Genomic DNA, 16796 nt, shown 5'->3' with positions numbered 1-16796 from the left:
ACCGGCTGATGCGGTCTGCCTGAATGATCGCAGCGATCCAATGGGGCCGCTTCGCAGCCCAGCGGGAGCAAGTTCCCTCGCCACCGTTTGTGCTCGCCGCTATATGCGCTTCGTGCTGTCCTTATCCAGCCATTACCTCAGCAGATACACCGGAAAGCACTCGCACAAATGCATCACTCGGCGTCGGGTGTTTTCCAGACGCGCCGCGTTGTCCGGCTGTTCCAGCAGGTCGGCGATCAAGTTCGCCACTTCGGCACATTCCGCTTCGCCAAAGCCACGGGTGGTCAGTGCCGGCGTGCCGATGCGAATGCCGCTGGTGATGGCCGGTTTCTGCGGATCGTTGGGGATCGCGTTTTTGTTCAAGGTGATATGGGCGCTTTCCAGCAACGCTTCGGCGTCTTTGCCGGTGATGTTCATCGAGCGCAGATCGAGCAGGAACATGTGGCAATCGGTACCGCCGGACACCACCCGCAAGCCGCGTCGGGTCAGGACGTCGGCCATGACGCGGGCGTTGTCGATCACCCGCTGCTGGTAATGCTTGAACCCATCGCCCAAGGCTTCGTTGAACGCCACGGCCTTGGCGGCGATGACGTGCATCAGTGGGCCGCCCTGGTACACCGGGAAAATCGTCTTGTCGAGCAGGGCGCCATATTGTGCCTTGGCCAGGATCAGACCGCCGCGCGGGCCGCGCAAGGTCTTGTGGGTGGTGGAGGTGATGAAGTCGGCGATGCCAACCGGCGACGGATATACGCCCGCAGCGATCAACCCGGCGTAGTGCGCCATGTCCACCATCAGGTAGGCACCGATTTCATCGCAGATTTTGCGAAAGCGTTGGAAGTCGATGGTCCGCGAATAGGCCGAGGCCCCGGCGATGATCATCTTCGGCCGGTGTTCCCTGGCCAGGGCTTCCATTTCTTCGTAGTCGAGGGTTTCGGTTTCCGTGTCCAGGCCATAGGAAAATGCCCGGTAGATCTTGCCGGAAAAATTCACCGAGGCGCCGTGGGTCAGGTGGCCGCCATGGGCCAGGGACATGCCCAGGATGGTATCGCCGGGTTCAAGTACCGCCAGGAAAACCGCCTGGTTGGCCTGGGAGCCGGAGTGCGGCTGCACGTTGACGTATTCGCAGTTGAACAACTTGCGAGCGCGTTCGATGGCCAGGTTCTCGATTTCATCGACGACCTTGCAGCCGCCGTAATAACGCTTGCCCGGATAGCCTTCGGCGTATTTGTTGGTGAGCACGGAACCCTGGGCCTGGAGCACTTCCTCGCTGACATAGTTTTCCGAAGCGATCAGCTCCAGGTGGGTTTCCTGGCGGTTGCGCTCGCGGTCGATCAGGCGGGCAATGGTGGGGTCGAAATTTTGCAGGCTCATGGTGTGATTCCCTAGATAAGCGCCTCGGCCAGCGGCGCAGTCACGTGATGCGGCAACACCCGTGGCTGGCTTTTGGTCGAGTCGGATAGAAAAATGGAGGTGTCTTTCAAACCGCTGCCGGTGATCAGGATCACGGCGGTTTGCGGTGTGTCGGGGTGTGTTTCGGCGTACTTGAGCAGGCCGGCGAAGGCACTGGCTGCGCCGGCTTCTGGGAACACCCCGGTGCTGGCGGCCAATCTCGAGGCGGCGGCGACAATGCTCGGGTCGCTGACACAAATGAACTCGCCGGCACTGGCGGTGACCGCACGCATGGCCTTGAGGCGATCACGCGGCAGCGCCACATTGATGCTGCTGGCCAGGCTGGTGGGGGGGCGGCGTTCGGTTTTTTGCATCGAGCGGTCGTTGCGCCAGGCGCGGTACATGAAGTTGCTGTGCTCGGCCTGCACGCCGATCAGGCGTGGGATGCGTTCGATCCAGCCCAATTGCAGCAAGTCGAAAAAGCCTTTGTAGACCGAGCCCAGGATGCAGCCGTTGCCGACGGGCACGAACACCAGGTCCGGCACTTGCCAGTTGAGCTGTTCGCACATCTCGAAGGCGACGGTTTTCTTGCCTTCGCTCATGTACGAGTTGATCCCGGTGGTGCGGTTGTACCAGCCGTGCTCTTCGCAGGCGTTGAGACATTGTTCGAAGGCTTCGTCATATTGCCCGTCGACCAGCACGATCTCGGCGCCGTAGCCCTGCATCTGCGCGAGCTTTTCCCGGGGCGCGCTCTTGGGCAGGTAAATGACGTTGTGCAAGCCCAGGCTGGCGCTCATCCCGGCCAATGCCGAAGCGGCATTGCCGGTGCTGGCCACTGCCACGGTGCGTGCACCCGATTGCATGGCGTGGGCCACCGCCAGGGCGCTGGCGCGATCCTTCAACGACCCGGTCGGTTGTCGCGATTCGTCTTTTACGAAGACTTTGATCCGGGCGCCCTTGCCGAGCAATTCCGGGCGCGAGTACAGCGGCGTGTTGCCCACCAGTAACGGTGGAATGAACTGCGTCGAGCTCAACGGCATCAAGCGGTCATAGCGCCACATGCCACGGGCGTGGTCATGGGCCAGGCTGTCCCGGGACCATTCGCGCTTGAGTGCCGGGTAATCGTAAAGCGCGTCCAGGGCACCATCGACTTTGCAATGAGGGCAGTAATAGCTGACCTCATGGGGCTGGTAGCTTCGATCGCAAACCAGGCATTGCAATACATACTCTCTGTACGAATTTTTCATGTCACCCTCTGAAAGTACGCTGTGCTGGTGCTTTCCTTGCCAACGTCGGTCCAGCTCACCAGACCGACGGGCACTCCGCTGACAGAAGGTGTTTCAGATCACCATGATGGCGTCGATGGCAACCAGGGTGTTGCGTGCCAGTGCACTGGCGCCGGCGGTGGTGCGGGCCGGGTAGGGCTTGGTGAAGTACTCTTCCATGACGCGGTTGAGGGTCGGGAACTCACTCAAGTCAGTGATGAACGCCGTGACCTTGACCACGTTCGCCAGGGTGCCACCTGCCGCTTCGGCCATTTGCACCAGGTTGTCGAGGGTCTGGCGCAGTTGGCCTTCGAAATCCTTGGCCAGCACTTCGTTGTTCAGCGCCGAGACCGGGGTCTGTGCCGACAGGTAGATGGTCTGCCCGTGGCTGACCTTGATGCCCTGGGAATAGGTACCCAGCGGCAATGGTGCCTTGTCGGTGAAAATGACGTTCTCTTCGCCCAGGAAAGGTTTGGCGGCGGGCTGGATTTGAGCGGTGGTTTGCATAGTGACGTTCCTTGTTAAGTGGATGGGGGTTAGTGCAAATCGGCAACCTGCTTGACGGCCAGGCTGGAAAATTCCTCGTCGCGGCAACGGGCCGGGGAAAAATGCTGGTAGTTGAGTTGCAGCGCCGCCAGGTCGTCCGGCATGGCGATGCCCAGCGCCGCATGGCTGCACAGGCGTGCAATGGCGGGCGCGGCCTGGATGCCGTAGCCACCGAGGGCGGCGAGCCAGATAAAACTCTCTTGCTGTGGGTCCTGGCCGAGTACCGGCGAGCGGTCGGCGACGAAGGTTCGCAGGCCCGCCCATTTGTTGATGATCGAGCGCGGGCGCAGGCGCGTGGTGTTTTGCAGGCGATCCATGGTGATGGCCAGGTCAAGTTCTTCCGGCAGTGCGTCGCAGGGCAATGAAGGGCTTTCATCGCAGGGGGAGACGATCAGCCGCCCGGCTTCAGGCTTGATGAAAATGTCCTCGTCGACCGTGCCCAGGTAAGGCGTGTGGTGCACGTCGCATTGTGGATCGACCGCCAGCACGGTGCGCCGCAATGGTCGGACACCGACCTTGGGCACGCCGCAGCGCTCGGCGAATTCATCGGCCCAGGCACCGGCGGCGTTGACCACGATGGCTGCTTGCAATTGCTGGCCGTCCTGGGTGTGCAAGCGCCAGTGCCCGTCGCGATATTCGCCACGCAGCACTTCGGTCTCGCGCTTGATCACACCACCGCGGGCCCGCAGCCCACCGAGGTAGGCGCCGTGGATGCCATGCACATCCAGATCGAAGGCGCTGGGCTCGTAGATCCCGGCGCTCCAGGCGCCTTCGGCGAGGTAGGGGACCAGCTCCTGCACTTGCTTGTCGTCGAGCAGCTCGGCCGTGGGCACTTGCCCCAGGACGGCGCTGAAACGCGCTTTGAGTTTGTCCACCCGTGCCGCCTGGGCCACGATCAGCGCGCCCCGGGGCGACCATAGCGGATGCTCGGCCAGGCCCTCGGGTGGGTTTTCGAAGAAGCGCCGGGACGCACAAGTCAGTGAGCGGATCTGTTGGTTGCCGTAGCTTTCCATCGAGATCGCGGCTGAACGCCCCGTGGTGTGATAGGCCAGTTGCTGTTCCTGTTCGAGCAGGCAGACGCTGCCATGGGCTGCCAATTCATAAGCGGCAGACACGCCGGCGATGCCGCCACCCACTACAATGAAGTCGTAACGAGCGGTCATGGTCGGCTGCCCTCGGCGATAACGGCGGCTTTGCGTTCGCGGGTGTAGCTCAGCACGAAGTGCGCCACGAGGCCGAAGATCAAGCCCCAGAATGCGGCGGCCAGGCCGAGGAAGCTCATGCCCGAAGCCGTCACCAGGAAGGTGATCAGTGCCGCTTCGCGTTGTTTCTCGTCAGCCATGGCGCCGGTCAGTCCGGCACTGATCGCGCCAAACAAGGCGAGACCGGCGAGGGAGGCGATCAATTCTTTCGGCAGTGCCGAGAACACCGAGGCCAGGGTGGCGCCAAAGGTGCCCATCAGGATGTAGAACACCCCGCAGGCGATCCCGGCCATGTAGCGTTTGTCGCGGTCTTCGTGGGCTTCGCGGCCGGTGCAGATCGCTGCGGTAATGGCTGCCAGGTTCAAACCGTGGGAACCGAACGGGGCCATCAGGATCGAGCCAATCGCCGTGACCGAAATGATCGAGCGTGCTGGCGTGTTGTAGCCCGAGGTGCGCAACACCGCCATGCCTGGCACGTATTGGCCGGTCAAGGTCACCAGCGCCAGTGGCAGGCCGATGTTGATGATTGCGTGCCAGTTCCATTCAGGGGCGATGAAGACCGGCTGGGCCACGGCGATGGTGATCGAGGTGCTGTTGAGTTCACCGAACGAGGCGGCCACCGCGCAACCGACGATCAGCACCGACAGGATCGCGTAGCGTGGCGAAAAGCGCTTGAAGATCAGGTACGCCGCGATCATCGCCAACACCAGCGCCGGCTGCAGTTTGATCGAGGTGAACAGCTCGGCGCCGAAGCGGAACAGGATCCCGGCGAGCATGGCGGCGGCAATGGCCTTGGGCAGGCGGCTCATCAATTTGTCGAACGCACCGGACAGGCCGACCAGCGCGATGATCACCGACGCCACCACATAGGCACCGATAGCCTGGGGCAGGGTCACGGTGGGCAGCATCGACACCAGTAACGCTGCACCCGGTGTCGACCACGCGGTGATGACCGGAACACGCAGGCGCCAGCTCAGGAACAGGCCGGTAATCCCGCTGCCAATGGAAATGGCCCAGATCCATGAAGACACCACGTCGTTGGGCAGGTGCGCTTCCTTGGCTGCCTGGAACACGATGATGAGCGGGCCAGCGTAGGAAATGATCACGGCGATGAAGCCCGCGATGATCGCCGACAGGGATAGATCCTTTCTGAATGTGTCCATGATGTCTCGACTTGGCGCGACAGGAGCGCGCAGTGAATGATTGAGTCGATTGCTTCGATTCGAGATCAGTGTATTTGAATGAATTGAGTTGATTCAATAGGGGGCGGGATTGTTACGAGATATTTTTCTGCTATGACGGGCTGTTTTCGCGCTTTTCATGAGTTAACTATTTGATTTTAATTGATATTTTTTATTGTAAAAAATTCTCAATGTCGCATTGAGAAACGATTCAATAATCGTATCAATCGATTCAATGTGTCGATTGTGTCGAATTATTAGTTGCCTAACCTCCATGTGATATGCTCGGATATTCATCATTTCTACGATGGGCAGTGATCATTCATGTGGGTTCCCCAGCTAAGCGAGTTCAGCCAACCGATGTATTTGTCGATTGCCGATGCGTTGGCGCGCGATATCAACAACGGCGTGCTGAACGAGGGCGATCGCCTGCCGACCTTGCGGGAGCTGGCCACTACCTTGAATGTCACGCCGGGCACCATCAGCCGGGCCTATAGCGAGGCTCATCGGCGTCGGTTGGTGCAGGGGGAAGTGGGGCGTGGCACCTACGTGCTCAATCAGAAGCAGCTGGAGCTGCCGGCCAGCAACAGTGCTGCCGCGCCACTGAACCTGGGGCAATCCGAACTGCTCGATCTTTCGATCATCAAGCCCTACAGCGAAACCCTGGAGTACTGGTTGCGTGGCGCCCTGGTGGGCATGGCCAAGAGCACCGATTTCGCTCGCGCACTGGATTACGCGCCGGATGGCGGTCACCCGGCGCATCGCGAGGCGGGGGCGCAATGGTTGCGTCATTCATTGCCCGACGCACAATGGCAGCAAGTGGTGATTACCGCAGGGGCACAGCATGGCTTGATGGTGGCGATGAGCGCCCTGACCAACGCCGGCGACCTGGTGCTCTGCGAAGCGCTTTGCTACCCGGGCATCATTTCCCTGGCCCACGGTCTTGAGCGTCGCCTGCGTGGCGTGCCAATGGATGACGAAGGCATCATTCCCGAAGCGTTGCGCGAACTGTGCCTGCGCGAGAAGCCGGCGATGCTGGTCTGCGTGGCGACCTGCCAGAACCCGACGGCGGCGATCATGTCGCAGAAGCGTCGGGCCCAGATCGCCGCGCTTGCCGAGGAATTCGACTTCATCATCCTGGACGATGATATCTATGGCTTCCTGGCCACCGATCCGTCGATCAAGCCACTGTCGGCCTTTGCGCCGGACCGTTCGGTGTACCTGACCAGCCTGTCGAAATCGGTCATGCCGGCGCTTCGCGTCGGTTATATCTACAGCCCGCCGAAACTGCTGTCGCGCCTGACCTCGATGGTGCGCAGCAGCGTCTGGATGCCGTCGCCATTGACCGCGCAGTTGGCCAGCAATGTGATTACCGAAGGCCTGGACAAGAAACTGATTCGCATCCAGCGCAACGAGGCGGCGGGGCGACAAGCGATCGCCCGGGAAATCTTTGCCAATTTCGAGCTCAAGACCCAGCCATATTCCTATCACGTCTGGTTGACGCTGCCGGAGCCATGGACCAGCGACGAGTTCACCATGCTCGCCCGGGCCAACGGCGTATTGGTGCTCAGCGGCACCCAGTTCCAGGCTGAGCGCTCAGGGACCACCCGCTGTGTACGGCTGGTGTTGATGTCCCCCACCAGCCAGGACGAACTGCGTTTCGCCCTGACCAAACTGGCGAGCCTGATCGATTCAGACCCACGTCGTTATTACTGAAAAAGATCGCAGTCTTCGGCAGCTCCTACGCGGTGTAGGCGCTGCCGAAGGCTGCGATCTTTTTTAGTTATTCGTCCGACGGATTGAGCAGTTCGGACAAGGCGTCCGGCTGGCTCTTGAATGCCTTGGCGAACACATCACGATTCTTCGCCATATAGATCCCGGCTTCCTCGACCTGTTGCTCGCTCAGCGATGGAACGGCTTTTTGCAACACCTCTGCCAGCAATTCGGCGAGTTCCAGCATTTTGTCATGACGGTCAGCTTCGGCTTTATCCATGAACAAGCGCTCCAGATCTCGGCTGCTGCGGTATACCACTTCGACGGCCATTCACCACCTCACATGCCTTCACATTGGTTGTCTTTGTGACTACTGTATTTATATACAGGCAAAAGGATAAGCGAATCCTCTTGCTTTGGATAGTGGCTTTTTAATGTAGACCGGTTTCGGCATGTGAGAGCAAAGCTTGTGGGTGCAAGGCTTGCGGGAGTAAAGCTTGTGTGGGAGCAAAGCTTGCTCGCGATCAGGCGCATGAAGCTCCCCAAAGTGCCGAATACCAGCCTATCGCCATCTCACCCCAGTCGCTGGCCTTTTTTCTGCATGCAGAACAACCGTCACGTCCAACCCGCATCATCCGGTCGAGCCGACCTAAGGAAACTACATCGTGAAAATCAACTGGGCCGAGAACCTGCGCCAGAACGTCCATCAACTGGCCGAATCCCTGGGAAACCTGTTCGTCGAGACCTTCCACTACCTGGCGCTGTTCGCCATCGGTGCGGTGACCGCGTGGGCGGCGGTGATGGAATTCTTGCAGATGATCGAAGCAGGACACATCAAGATCGATGACATCCTGCTGCTGTTCATCTACCTGGAATTGGGGGCGATGGTCGGGATCTACTTCAAGACCAACCACATGCCGGTGCGGTTTCTGATCTACGTGGCGATCACGGCGCTGACGCGGCTGCTGATTTCCAACGTTTCCCATCACAGCCCGCCAGACCTGGGGATCATCTACTTGTGCGGTGGCATCCTGCTGCTGGCGTTTTCGATCCTGGTGGTGCGCTACGCTTCGTCGCAGTTCCCCTCGGTGAAGATCGAGCACCCGCACCGTAAGGTCGGCGCGGGTTCCAGCGAACATGCCGAGGTGGAGAAAGGAGAAATCTAGATCCCGGCGGCAGAGGACGCCGGCCCCTGCGCGTGCGGTGGTGGCAGCTTGATGCTGTCACCGCCGGTCATGGCTTCGAGGATGGCCACGGCGCTGTGGCCCTGCTCGATGGCGATGCCGAACTGGATACTTTGCACCAGGCGCTTGAGGCGCTCCGGGTCGTTGCGCTGCAAGGCGCTGATCATGCGTTTGGCGACGATGCGCCCGCTCTTGGACAGGGTCAGCATGATGCTGCCGTCCAGGCCCTGAATGCTCAGGTTGATTTGATAATGCGGCGCAAAGGCGTCGGTAATGATCTGAAAAGGGTTGTCCATGATGCGTCACCGCCTGATTGAACGTGCAGTTGTTGACCGGCCATGATCGGGATTAGTTCGCAACACCGGACCACCGGCCATTCCATGATCGTGTTCAGCTCAAGATTCCAGGGGCCAGGCAGGCCCAAGATCAAAAGATCGCAGCCTGCGGCAGCTCCTGCAGGGAGTTAGCAAGTGGCATGCCGGAAAAACTGTCGGACAATGATCACGGAGCCTGGGCGCCAAACGCTCTGGAATGCGGCTGTGGTCGCTGCCCGTTTCGGGGCAATAAAGCGCGGATGTTCGCTGACGGTGCAGGAGGGGAGGCGATTTACGGTGGGTAGGCAGGGAAGGGGTAACTCCCAACATTAACAGCGCTTTTGCCTGTTGTCTGGCTTTATTTGCGTATGAATATTTATCTTTTTTTAGGGGTTGAATTGTTCTTCCGCCAGCCCGACTCTGTATTCAAGGGGCCGTTGCATCAACGTCGACGGCCCCCGGCGAGCTAGCTGAAATAAGGGATGAACTATGCAAATCCAAGTCAACAGCGACAACCATATTCAAAGCAGCATCCGACTGGAGGAGTGGGTACGTACTACCATCGAAAGCACGCTCGAACGTTATGAAGAGGACCTGACACGGGTCGAGGTTCATTTGCGGGACGAGAACGGCGACAAGCCAGGTCCCCATGACCTGCGTTGCCAGCTTGAAGCTCGGCCGAAGGGCCATCAGCCGATTTCCGTCACGCACAAGGCCGAATCGCTGGAACTGGCGATCGAAGGCGCGGCCACCAAACTTGAAAATGCCCTGGAGCATTTGTTCGGCAAACTGCGCGGCAAGCGCGCCGTCGATTCGACGCCGACTGAGTCCATAGCCCTGGCCGATGCGCTGCTGGAAGAAGAATTCCTGGAGAACGAACGGGCCGCGCTTCACGGCTGAAACCTCGTTCATTTCACTTGCGACTGAAAAACGGGCCTGCAATCGCAGGCCCGTTTTGTTTTATTGGTTTGGTTTCCGCTTCTGCATTGATCACATTCTCCTGTGGGAGCGAGCTTGCCCGCGAAAGCGGTGGGTCAGTTTGCAGGGTTGTTGAATGTCCTGACGCCTTCGCGAGCAAGCTCGCTCCCACAAAGGGATTGTGTTGAGTGGGGATTTTGTGAACGCCATGGATCAAGTGTGGGAGCGAGCTTGCTCGCGATGGCAATAGCCGGCGCTAGCGCAAGAACGCCTGCCGATACTCCCCAGGCGTTGCGCCCAGGGCCTGACGGAATCGATTGGTGAAGTGGCTGGCGCTGGCAAATCCGCAGGCCAATGCCACCTCGCCCAACGGTTGTGAAGTGGTGCGCAGCAAATGCCGCGCGCAGGTCAAGCGTCTGGCCAGCACATATTGATGAGGAGGCAGCCCGAAGCTTTCGCGGAACATCCGCGCGAAGTGGTATTCGGACAACGCGCACAGCGCCGCCAATTGGCCGAGGCTGATGGCATCGGCCAAGTGGCTGTCGACGTAATCCACCAGCAACCGCCGTAGGTGAGCCGCCAGGCCGCCCTTGAGGCGAAGCCCCTGGCGTTGGCCGACCTGGCTGAGCAGCAGATGATTGAGCAAGTCATGGGCCAGGCTAGTGGTCAGCAGGCGTTCACCGGGCTCGTCCCAGTTCAGCGCGATCAACTGGCGAAAACGCTGTGCCTGTCGCGGGTCGTCGAGGAAGGTCTCCTCGTGCAGTTGCACCTGCCGCGGTTCGCGGTCCAGCAGCGTGACGCACCCCAGGGCGAATTGTTCAGCGCTGAAATACAGGTGGGCAAGGCGAATGTCGCCGTTGATGACCCAGGCCGATTGATGTCCGGCGGGCAGTACGCAGAGTTTGCCCGGCGCGCCCGTGGTGTCGGGCCGCTCGCGGCGAAACGTACCGGTGCCGCCAGCGATGTAGCATGACAGCGTATGGTGAGTCGGCGCCTCGTAGTCCTGGGCGTCGTGGTGATTGCTCCACAAAGCGGCCGCCAAGCCGTCCCCGAGCTCGGCGCTGTGCTCCAGGCGAGCATTGGGCGAGCTGTTGAGGGCTTGAAAGACTTGCAGGGTTTGCAGTGTGGACATGATCGGTTCTCCAACGCTTGCATCCTACTCCGTCGGCCGATCCACGCCAGCCAGCCTGCGGAAAAAACCGCAAGTTTATGCAAGCGCCGGGTCAATGACAGCGGGACACTGAACGTCATTGTCAGGAGCCGTCCCCATGAACCTCTCGTTGTATCTGCTTACGGTGCTCATCTGGGGCACCACCTGGATTGCCCTGAAATTGCAGTTGGGCGTCGTCGCCATTCCCGTGTCGATTGTCTATCGCTTCGGCCTTGCGGCCCTGATCCTGTTTGCGATGCTCTTGCTCAGCCGGCGCTTGCAGGTGATGAACCGGCGCGGCCATTTGATTTGCGTTGCCCAGGGCCTGTGCCTGTTCTGCATCAACTTCATGTGCTTCCTGACCGCCAGCCAGTGGATTCCCAGTGGGTTGGTCGCTGTGGTGTTTTCCACCGCCACGCTCTGGAACGCCCTCAATGCCCGCGTGTTCTTCGGTCAGCGGATTGCCCGTAACGTGCTGTTGGGTGGCGCCCTGGGGCTTTCGGGGCTGGCGCTGCTGTTCTGGCCGGAACTGGCCGGCCATAGCGCAAGCCCGCAAACCTTGCTTGGCTTGGCGCTGGCGCTGCTGGGCACCTTGTGTTTCTCGGCAGGCAACATGCTGTCGAGCCTGCAACAGAAGGCCGGTCTCAAGCCGTTGACCACCAATGCCTGGGGCATGGCTTATGGCGCGGCGATGCTGGCGGTGTGGTGTGCGTTCAAAGGCATCCCGTTCGACATGGAATGGAACACGCGCTACATCGGCTCGCTGTTGTACCTGGTGATCCCGGGTTCGGTGATCGGCTTTACGGCCTATCTGACGTTGGTGGGACGCATGGGGCCGGAACGGGCGGCGTATTGCACCGTGTTGTTCCCGGTGGTGGCGTTGAACGTCTCGGCGTTTGTCGAGGGCTACCAGTGGACGGCGCCGGCATTGGTGGGGCTGGTGTTGGTGATGCTGGGTAACGTGCTGGTGTTTCGCAAGCCGCGGCCAGTGGCCGCGAAAGTCGCGCTGACATAACGTCTAGCGATAATCCCGTGGCGAGGGAGCAAGCTCCCTCGCCACAGTGTGTTCTATTTCCAGACTTGCGGGTTGACCAGGTTCTTCGGTCGCTCGCCCAGCAATGCACTGCGCAGGTTATCCACAGCCAGATCGGCCATGGCGGCGCGGGTTTCGTGGGTGGCTGAGCCGATGTGGGGCAGGGTGACGGCGTTTTTCAACTGGAACAGCGGCGATTCGGCCAGCGGTTCTTTCTCGTAGACATCCAGCCCGGCGCCGCAGATGCGATTGTTCTGCAGGGCTTCGATCAGCGCCGGTTCATCCACCACCGGGCCCCGGGAAATGTTGACCAGGATGGCGCTCGGTTTCATCAGGCCCAATTCGCGCTGGCCGATCAGATGGCGGGTCTTCTCGCTCAATGGCACGACGAGGCAGACGAAGTCCGCTTCGGCCAGCAACTGGTCCAGTTCGCGAAATTGTGCGCCCAATTGGTTTTCCAGTTCGGTCTTGCGGCTGTTGCCGCTGTAGAGGATCGGCATGTTGAACCCCAGCCGGCCACGCCGGGCAATGGCCGCGCCGATGTTGCCCATGCCGACGATACCCAGGGTCTTGCCATGTACATCGCTGCCGAACAGTTGCGGGCCGACTGTCGCCTGCCATTGGCCAGCCTTGGTCCAGGCGTCCAGTTCGGCCACGCGCCGGGCGCTGCTCATCAGCAGGGCGAAGGCCAGGTCGGCGGTACTTTCGGTGAGTACGTCGGGCGTGTTGGTGAGCAGGATCCCGCGCTCATTGAAGTAGGCCAGGTCATAGTTGTCGTAGCCCACCGATATGCTGGATACCACTTGCAGGTTCGCGGCGCCTTGCAGTTGCTCGCGCCCGAGCTTGCGACCGACCCCGATCAGTCCGTGGGCGTGGGGCAGGGCTTCGTTGAACTGTGCGTTGATATCGCCCTTGGACGGGGTTGGCACGATCACGTCGAAGTCCTGTTGCAGGCGCTCGACCACCTGGGGCGTGATACGGCTGAAGGCAAGTACGGTTTTTTTCATCGTGCAAGGCTCATCGGGGAGAAGATACCAAGCACGCTAACATTCCTGGCGAGGGTTAGGCGAGGGGGAGTTTGATTGGGAATGTAGCCAACCCCTGTGGGAGCGAGCTTGCTCGCGATCGCTGTAGACCATTCAACATGGATGTCGGCTGCCAGTCCGCCATCGCGAGCAAGCTCGCTCCCACAGGGGCTCTACTTCATCCTTTGGATATCTACGCCGCCCGCAGCGAAATAAAGGCGTAATTGACCGGTGCCTCAGTGACCACCCGCGCGCCGCTGGCCAATACCTGGCGGGCCACGTCATCGCCAGACAGGTGGAACTGCCATTCACTGGCGTGCTGTTGTGCAGGTTGCAGGCGTGCCTGATCGAGGGCGGCCACGAATGCGTTCATCTGCGGCAGATACGCGGTGAAGCCGTCGCCCTTGAGCGCGGTGGTGCGGATGCCCAGGGCGGCGCAGATGCGGTCCTTGATGGCGATCTCTTCACGGTCGGCCTGGCGTGAACGCTCGATCAACCGGACCAGTTCCTGATCGACCAGTTCACCGCCGAGTATCAGCTGTGGCCCGGTTTCCCATGACTCTGGAGGGCATTCCTTGACGGCGATATTGAGGGGGATGTGCGGGTTGATTTCCATCGGATAGATGCGGCACACCAAGGGGCGACGCTCATAGATGCGGCACAGGTTTTCTTCGTCAAGATTCCGACAACGGCCGACGTTGTAGGCGGCAAAGGTGATCGCCACAAGGGCCTCGGTGCTGCCGCTGCGGACCACCGCCGAGCGGCGCTCGGCATGCTCGCGTTGCCCTGCCGGCAGGCCGAGGCCGTTGGGCAGGAAGGCTTCTACCAGGACAATCACCTGGCCGCCGTCGTCCGCCCACATCCGGGCCTCGTCGAGGGTCAGGGGGACGTGGTGATCGGTGCAGCATTTGCCGCACCCTACACAGGAAAACGTTGTGTTCATTGAGCGCCCGGTCGCAGAAGGCTGGGGACGGCGACAGAAAAACGCCGTGATGGACCGTGCGAAGCAAGTTATGCGCCACTCACCGGTTGGTAGCGGCAGGGCCGATCGAGTCCCACTCGGTCACGTAGGCGGTTTTGGTTTTTTTGCGGTAGAGGCACAACTCGGTGCCTTGTTCCGGGAAGCCAGGACAAGAGTATGCCCGAGGTTGTCGGACGCTGATCGCTCCCGCGCTGGAACGCAGAAGCGAGCAACCGATATGACTCAGTGACCTTGCTCGGCAACGGCCTTGGCCGCCGTGATCAGGCACTTGGTCAGTTCCGGTGAGGAAAACTTGGTGAGCACGCCGTTGGCGCCGGCCAGCCGGGCTTTTTCACTGTTCATGGCACTGTCCAGCGAGGTGTGCAGCAACACGTAGAGGTGGGCGAAGTCCGGTGTTTCGCGCAGGGTCCGGGTGAGGGCGTAGCCGTCCATCTCCGACATCTCGATGTCCGAGACGATCAGGTTGATCTGTTCGGCCGTGCCTTGCAGGTCCAACAGGCATTCGATGGCTTCCTTGGCGCTGCGGGCGGTGTGGCATTGCAGGCCCAGGTTGCGCAGGGTGTGCACCGATTGCTGCAGCGCGACCTGGCTGTCATCGACCACCAGGATCCGTGCGTTGCCCAGCACCTCGGCGTCTTCCATGCTCAGTTCGGTCGGCGCGGTTTCGATCTGTGCCGGTGCGATGCCGTGGATGACCTTTTCGATGTCCAGCACCTGCACCAGCGTGCCGTCCACCGAGGTCACGCCGGTGATGTACGAGCGCACACCGCCGGAGCCGTAGGGCGGCGGTTTGATGTCGGTGGTCAGGCAATGCACGATCTTGCTCACCGCTTGCACATGCAGGCCCTGTTTGGAGCGGCTGACGTCAGTGACGATCAGGCAGCCGCCATCCGGGTCTTCCAGCGGTCGCTCGCCAATGGCGCGGCTCAGGTCGATCACCGACAACGATGTCCCGCGCAGGGTGGCGATGCCTTTGACGTGCGGATGCGACTCCGGCAGCTTGGTCAAGGGTGGGCAGGGAATGATTTCGCTGACCTTGAGCAGGTTGATTGCCATCAGCTTGCCGCTGCGCAAAGTAAACAGCAGAAGCGAAAGTGAATCTGCGCGGGCTTTGTTGGAAGACATAAAAACCTTCTGTGGAAAAAGGTGGGGCGAGCATAGCGATCGCCAGAACAGCTTGTGATATTGGGTTATCGACTTGTCGGGGACAGGCTTTAGGACGAAAGCTTGTCAATAGCATGGATCGTTGTAACAAGATCCTTGTGCGGGATAGCTTTTTGTGGCGAGGGAGCTTGCTCTCTCGCCACAAAAGCACCCCCAGCCACTATTTCAGGCCAAGCCGTTTTGCCATCCGTCCCAGGTTCGCCCGGTCCAGCCCCAGCTCCCGGGCGGCGCTGGCCCAGTTGTGTTGGTGACGCTCCAGGCAGGCAGCGATCAGCGTGCGCTGGAACGCGTCCACCGCTTCGCGCAAGTCCCCCGTTACACCCTGCGCGGTCGGCACCGGGAGGATGGACGAAGGTGTGGGGTTGTCCACAGGTGCCTGGGGCAAATCCAGGTCCTGGGCGCTGAGGCTGAGGATTTTCGGGCGCGTCGCGCACCGGCCCAAGGCCTTCAAGGCGCTGCGGCCAATCAGGTGTTCCAGTTCGCGCACATTGCCCGGCCAGTCGTACGCCAGCAGTGCGGCCTGGGCGTCGCTGGTCAGGCGCAGGCTGCCCAGGCCCATGCGCGAGCGATTGTGTTCCAGGAAAAAACCGCTGAGCAGCAGCACGTCCCGTCCGCGATCGCGCAGCGCCGGCACCTGCAGCGGATACACACTCAAGCGATGGTAGAAGTCGGCCCGATAACGACCGTTGCGCACTTCTTCGGCCAGGTCGCGATTGGTGGCCGCGATCAGGCGCACATCGACCCGGTGTTCCTTGTCCGAGCCCAGGCGTTGCAGTTGGCCGCTTTGCAGTACCCGCAACAACTTGGCCTGGACGGTCAGGGACAACTCGCCCACTTCGTCGAGGAACAAGGTGCCGCCGTCGGCCAGTTCGAACTTGCCGCGCCGGTCGTTCGTGGCCCCGGTGAAGGCACCTCGTACATGGCCGAAGAGTTCACTTTCCACCAGGGTATCGGGCAGGGCCGCGCAATTGAGGCTGATGAGTGGCTGCTCGGCACGTTTCGACGCGGCATGGATGGCCTGGGCGACCAGTTCCTTGCCCACGCCGGTTTCGCCGGTGATCAATACCGTCAGGTCGCTGCTGCCCACCAGCGCGATCTCTTCCACCAGACGTTTGTGGGCCTTGCTCTGGCCGACCATGTCGCGAGGTTGTTGGCCGCTGGCCTGGCGATAGACCTCGGCGCGACGGTGCTCGTCCTCGGCCTTCAGGGCCAGGCGCTCGATGCGCTCGGCGGCGCTGACCGTGGCGGCGGCGAGACTGGCGAAGGCTTGCAGGGCACTCAGGTCGATGGGCTCGAAGCGCTCCGGATCCAGCGAATCCAGGGTCAGCAGGCCCCAGGGCCGCTCGTCGACGAACAGCGGGCAACCCATGCAGTCATGAACTTCCAGATGCTCGGCGAGTCCCTCGACCAGTCCGTCGTACGGATCGGGCAGGCCGCTGTCGGCGGCGAAGCGGGTGGGCTGCGGGTTGGCCAGCAGCGCTTCGAAGCGCGGGTGTTCGCTGACCCGGAATCGCCGGCCCAGTGTATCGGTGCTCAGGCCATCCACGGCGAGCGGCACCAGGCAGTCGCCGTCCAGGCGCAACAACGCCGCCGCATCGCAAGGCAGCAGGGTTCGCAAGGTGCCGAGCAGGCGCCGATAACGTTCGCCTTCAGGCAGTTCGCGGGACAGATCGGCCACCAGTGGCAGCAGGGAGGTCAGCAGGGCGGTTGCGGTCATAATGACTCCATGT

Annotated in this window: 16 protein-coding genes; 4 read left to right on the top strand and 12 right to left on the bottom strand. The window is 61.1% G+C overall.

The features are described 5' to 3' along the window. Nucleotides 1-132 precede the first annotated feature (132 nt). From glyA to LOY50_RS23565, 5 genes are all read right to left on the bottom strand, one after another. Nucleotides 133-1371, bottom strand: a complete 1239-nt coding sequence (gene glyA, locus LOY50_RS23585; protein WP_214512501.1) for a serine hydroxymethyltransferase — start codon at nt 1369-1371, stop codon at nt 133-135. Between the two features lie 11 nt (nt 1372-1382). Then, on the bottom strand, nt 1383-2636 hold the full coding sequence (gene thrC, locus LOY50_RS23580) for a threonine synthase (protein ID WP_253478006.1): 1254 nt from the start codon (nt 2634-2636) through the stop codon (nt 1383-1385). A 93-nt stretch (nt 2637-2729) separates the two neighbouring features. Then, nucleotides 2730-3161 (bottom strand): Rid family detoxifying hydrolase, encoded by a 432-nt coding sequence (locus LOY50_RS23575; RefSeq protein ID WP_003205417.1) that lies wholly within the window; start codon nt 3159-3161, stop codon nt 2730-2732. A 29-nt stretch (nt 3162-3190) separates the two neighbouring features. Continuing rightward, nucleotides 3191-4363: an FAD-binding oxidoreductase gene (locus LOY50_RS23570; protein WP_214512503.1), complete on the bottom strand. Its 1173-nt coding sequence runs from the start codon at nt 4361-4363 to the stop codon at nt 3191-3193. Further along, the gene (locus LOY50_RS23565; RefSeq protein WP_214512504.1) at nt 4360-5565 is read right to left on the bottom strand and encodes a benzoate/H(+) symporter BenE family transporter; all 1206 of its coding nucleotides are present in this window, start codon (nt 5563-5565) and stop codon (nt 4360-4362) included. Before LOY50_RS23565 ends, LOY50_RS23570 begins: the two co-directional genes overlap by 4 nt. A gap of 342 nt (nt 5566-5907) precedes the next feature. On the opposite strand from LOY50_RS23565, the gene LOY50_RS23560 reads away from it, so the two are divergent. Then, nucleotides 5908-7299 (top strand): PLP-dependent aminotransferase family protein, encoded by a 1392-nt coding sequence (locus tag LOY50_RS23560; RefSeq protein WP_058543599.1) that lies wholly within the window; start codon nt 5908-5910, stop codon nt 7297-7299. A gap of 67 nt (nt 7300-7366) precedes the next feature. Here the strand turns inward: LOY50_RS23560 and LOY50_RS23555 are convergent, their stop codons facing one another. Next, nucleotides 7367-7627, bottom strand: coding sequence for a YebG family protein (locus LOY50_RS23555; RefSeq protein ID WP_003205410.1), 261 nt, complete (start codon nt 7625-7627; stop codon nt 7367-7369). A gap of 334 nt (nt 7628-7961) precedes the next feature. Between LOY50_RS23555 and LOY50_RS23550 the strand changes: the two genes are divergently transcribed. Then, nucleotides 7962-8462: a phosphate-starvation-inducible protein PsiE gene (locus LOY50_RS23550; RefSeq protein WP_047699631.1), complete on the top strand. Its 501-nt coding sequence runs from the start codon at nt 7962-7964 to the stop codon at nt 8460-8462. Here LOY50_RS23550 and LOY50_RS23545 read toward each other — a convergent pair. Beyond that, a complete protein-coding gene (locus LOY50_RS23545) occupies nt 8459-8776 on the bottom strand; it encodes a DUF3509 domain-containing protein (protein WP_214512505.1) in 318 nt (105 codons plus the stop codon). The two genes, LOY50_RS23550 and LOY50_RS23545, sit on opposite strands and share 4 nt — an antisense overlap. 507 nt (nt 8777-9283) lie before the next feature. Between LOY50_RS23545 and LOY50_RS23540 the strand changes: the two genes are divergently transcribed. Continuing rightward, complete coding sequence (locus LOY50_RS23540) at nt 9284-9694, top strand: HPF/RaiA family ribosome-associated protein (RefSeq protein ID WP_253478003.1); 411 nt, start codon at nt 9284-9286, stop codon at nt 9692-9694. A 274-nt stretch (nt 9695-9968) separates the two neighbouring features. Here LOY50_RS23540 and LOY50_RS23535 read toward each other — a convergent pair whose 3' ends face one another. Further along, on the bottom strand, nt 9969-10844 hold the full coding sequence (locus tag LOY50_RS23535) for a helix-turn-helix domain-containing protein (protein ID WP_253478001.1): 876 nt from the start codon (nt 10842-10844) through the stop codon (nt 9969-9971). A gap of 136 nt (nt 10845-10980) precedes the next feature. Here LOY50_RS23535 and LOY50_RS23530 point away from each other — a divergent pair, with 136 nt between their 5' ends. Then, nucleotides 10981-11877 carry a DMT family transporter gene (locus tag LOY50_RS23530; RefSeq protein WP_258689322.1) on the top strand — a complete coding sequence of 299 codons (897 nt, stop codon included), beginning with the start codon at nt 10981-10983 and terminating at the stop codon, nt 11875-11877. A 53-nt stretch (nt 11878-11930) separates the two neighbouring features. On the opposite strand, the gene LOY50_RS23525 is transcribed toward LOY50_RS23530, so the two are convergent. The 4 genes from LOY50_RS23525 to norR all read right to left on the bottom strand — a co-directional run bounded on the left by LOY50_RS23525 (nt 11931) and on the right by norR (nt 16783). Next, nucleotides 11931-12902 carry a D-glycerate dehydrogenase gene (locus LOY50_RS23525; RefSeq protein WP_258689321.1) on the bottom strand — a complete coding sequence of 324 codons (972 nt, stop codon included), beginning with the start codon at nt 12900-12902 and terminating at the stop codon, nt 11931-11933. 211 nt (nt 12903-13113) lie between these two features. Then, nucleotides 13114-13863 carry a YkgJ family cysteine cluster protein gene (locus LOY50_RS23520; RefSeq protein WP_253477991.1) on the bottom strand — a complete coding sequence of 250 codons (750 nt, stop codon included), beginning with the start codon at nt 13861-13863 and terminating at the stop codon, nt 13114-13116. 261 nt (nt 13864-14124) lie between these two features. Beyond that, nucleotides 14125-15027 carry a chemotaxis protein CheV gene (locus LOY50_RS23515; protein ID WP_014340109.1) on the bottom strand — a complete coding sequence of 301 codons (903 nt, stop codon included), beginning with the start codon at nt 15025-15027 and terminating at the stop codon, nt 14125-14127. A 199-nt stretch (nt 15028-15226) separates the two neighbouring features. After that, on the bottom strand, nt 15227-16783 hold the full coding sequence (norR, locus tag LOY50_RS23510; RefSeq protein WP_258689320.1) for a nitric oxide reductase transcriptional regulator NorR: 1557 nt from the start codon (nt 16781-16783) through the stop codon (nt 15227-15229). Nucleotides 16784-16796 lie beyond the last annotated feature (13 nt).

It is taken from the genome of Pseudomonas sp. B21-010 (genome assembly GCF_024749325.1).
GTDB lineage: Bacteria > Pseudomonadota > Gammaproteobacteria > Pseudomonadales > Pseudomonadaceae > Aquipseudomonas > Aquipseudomonas kilonensis.
This window is presented reverse-complemented; position numbering and strand designations above follow the sequence as displayed.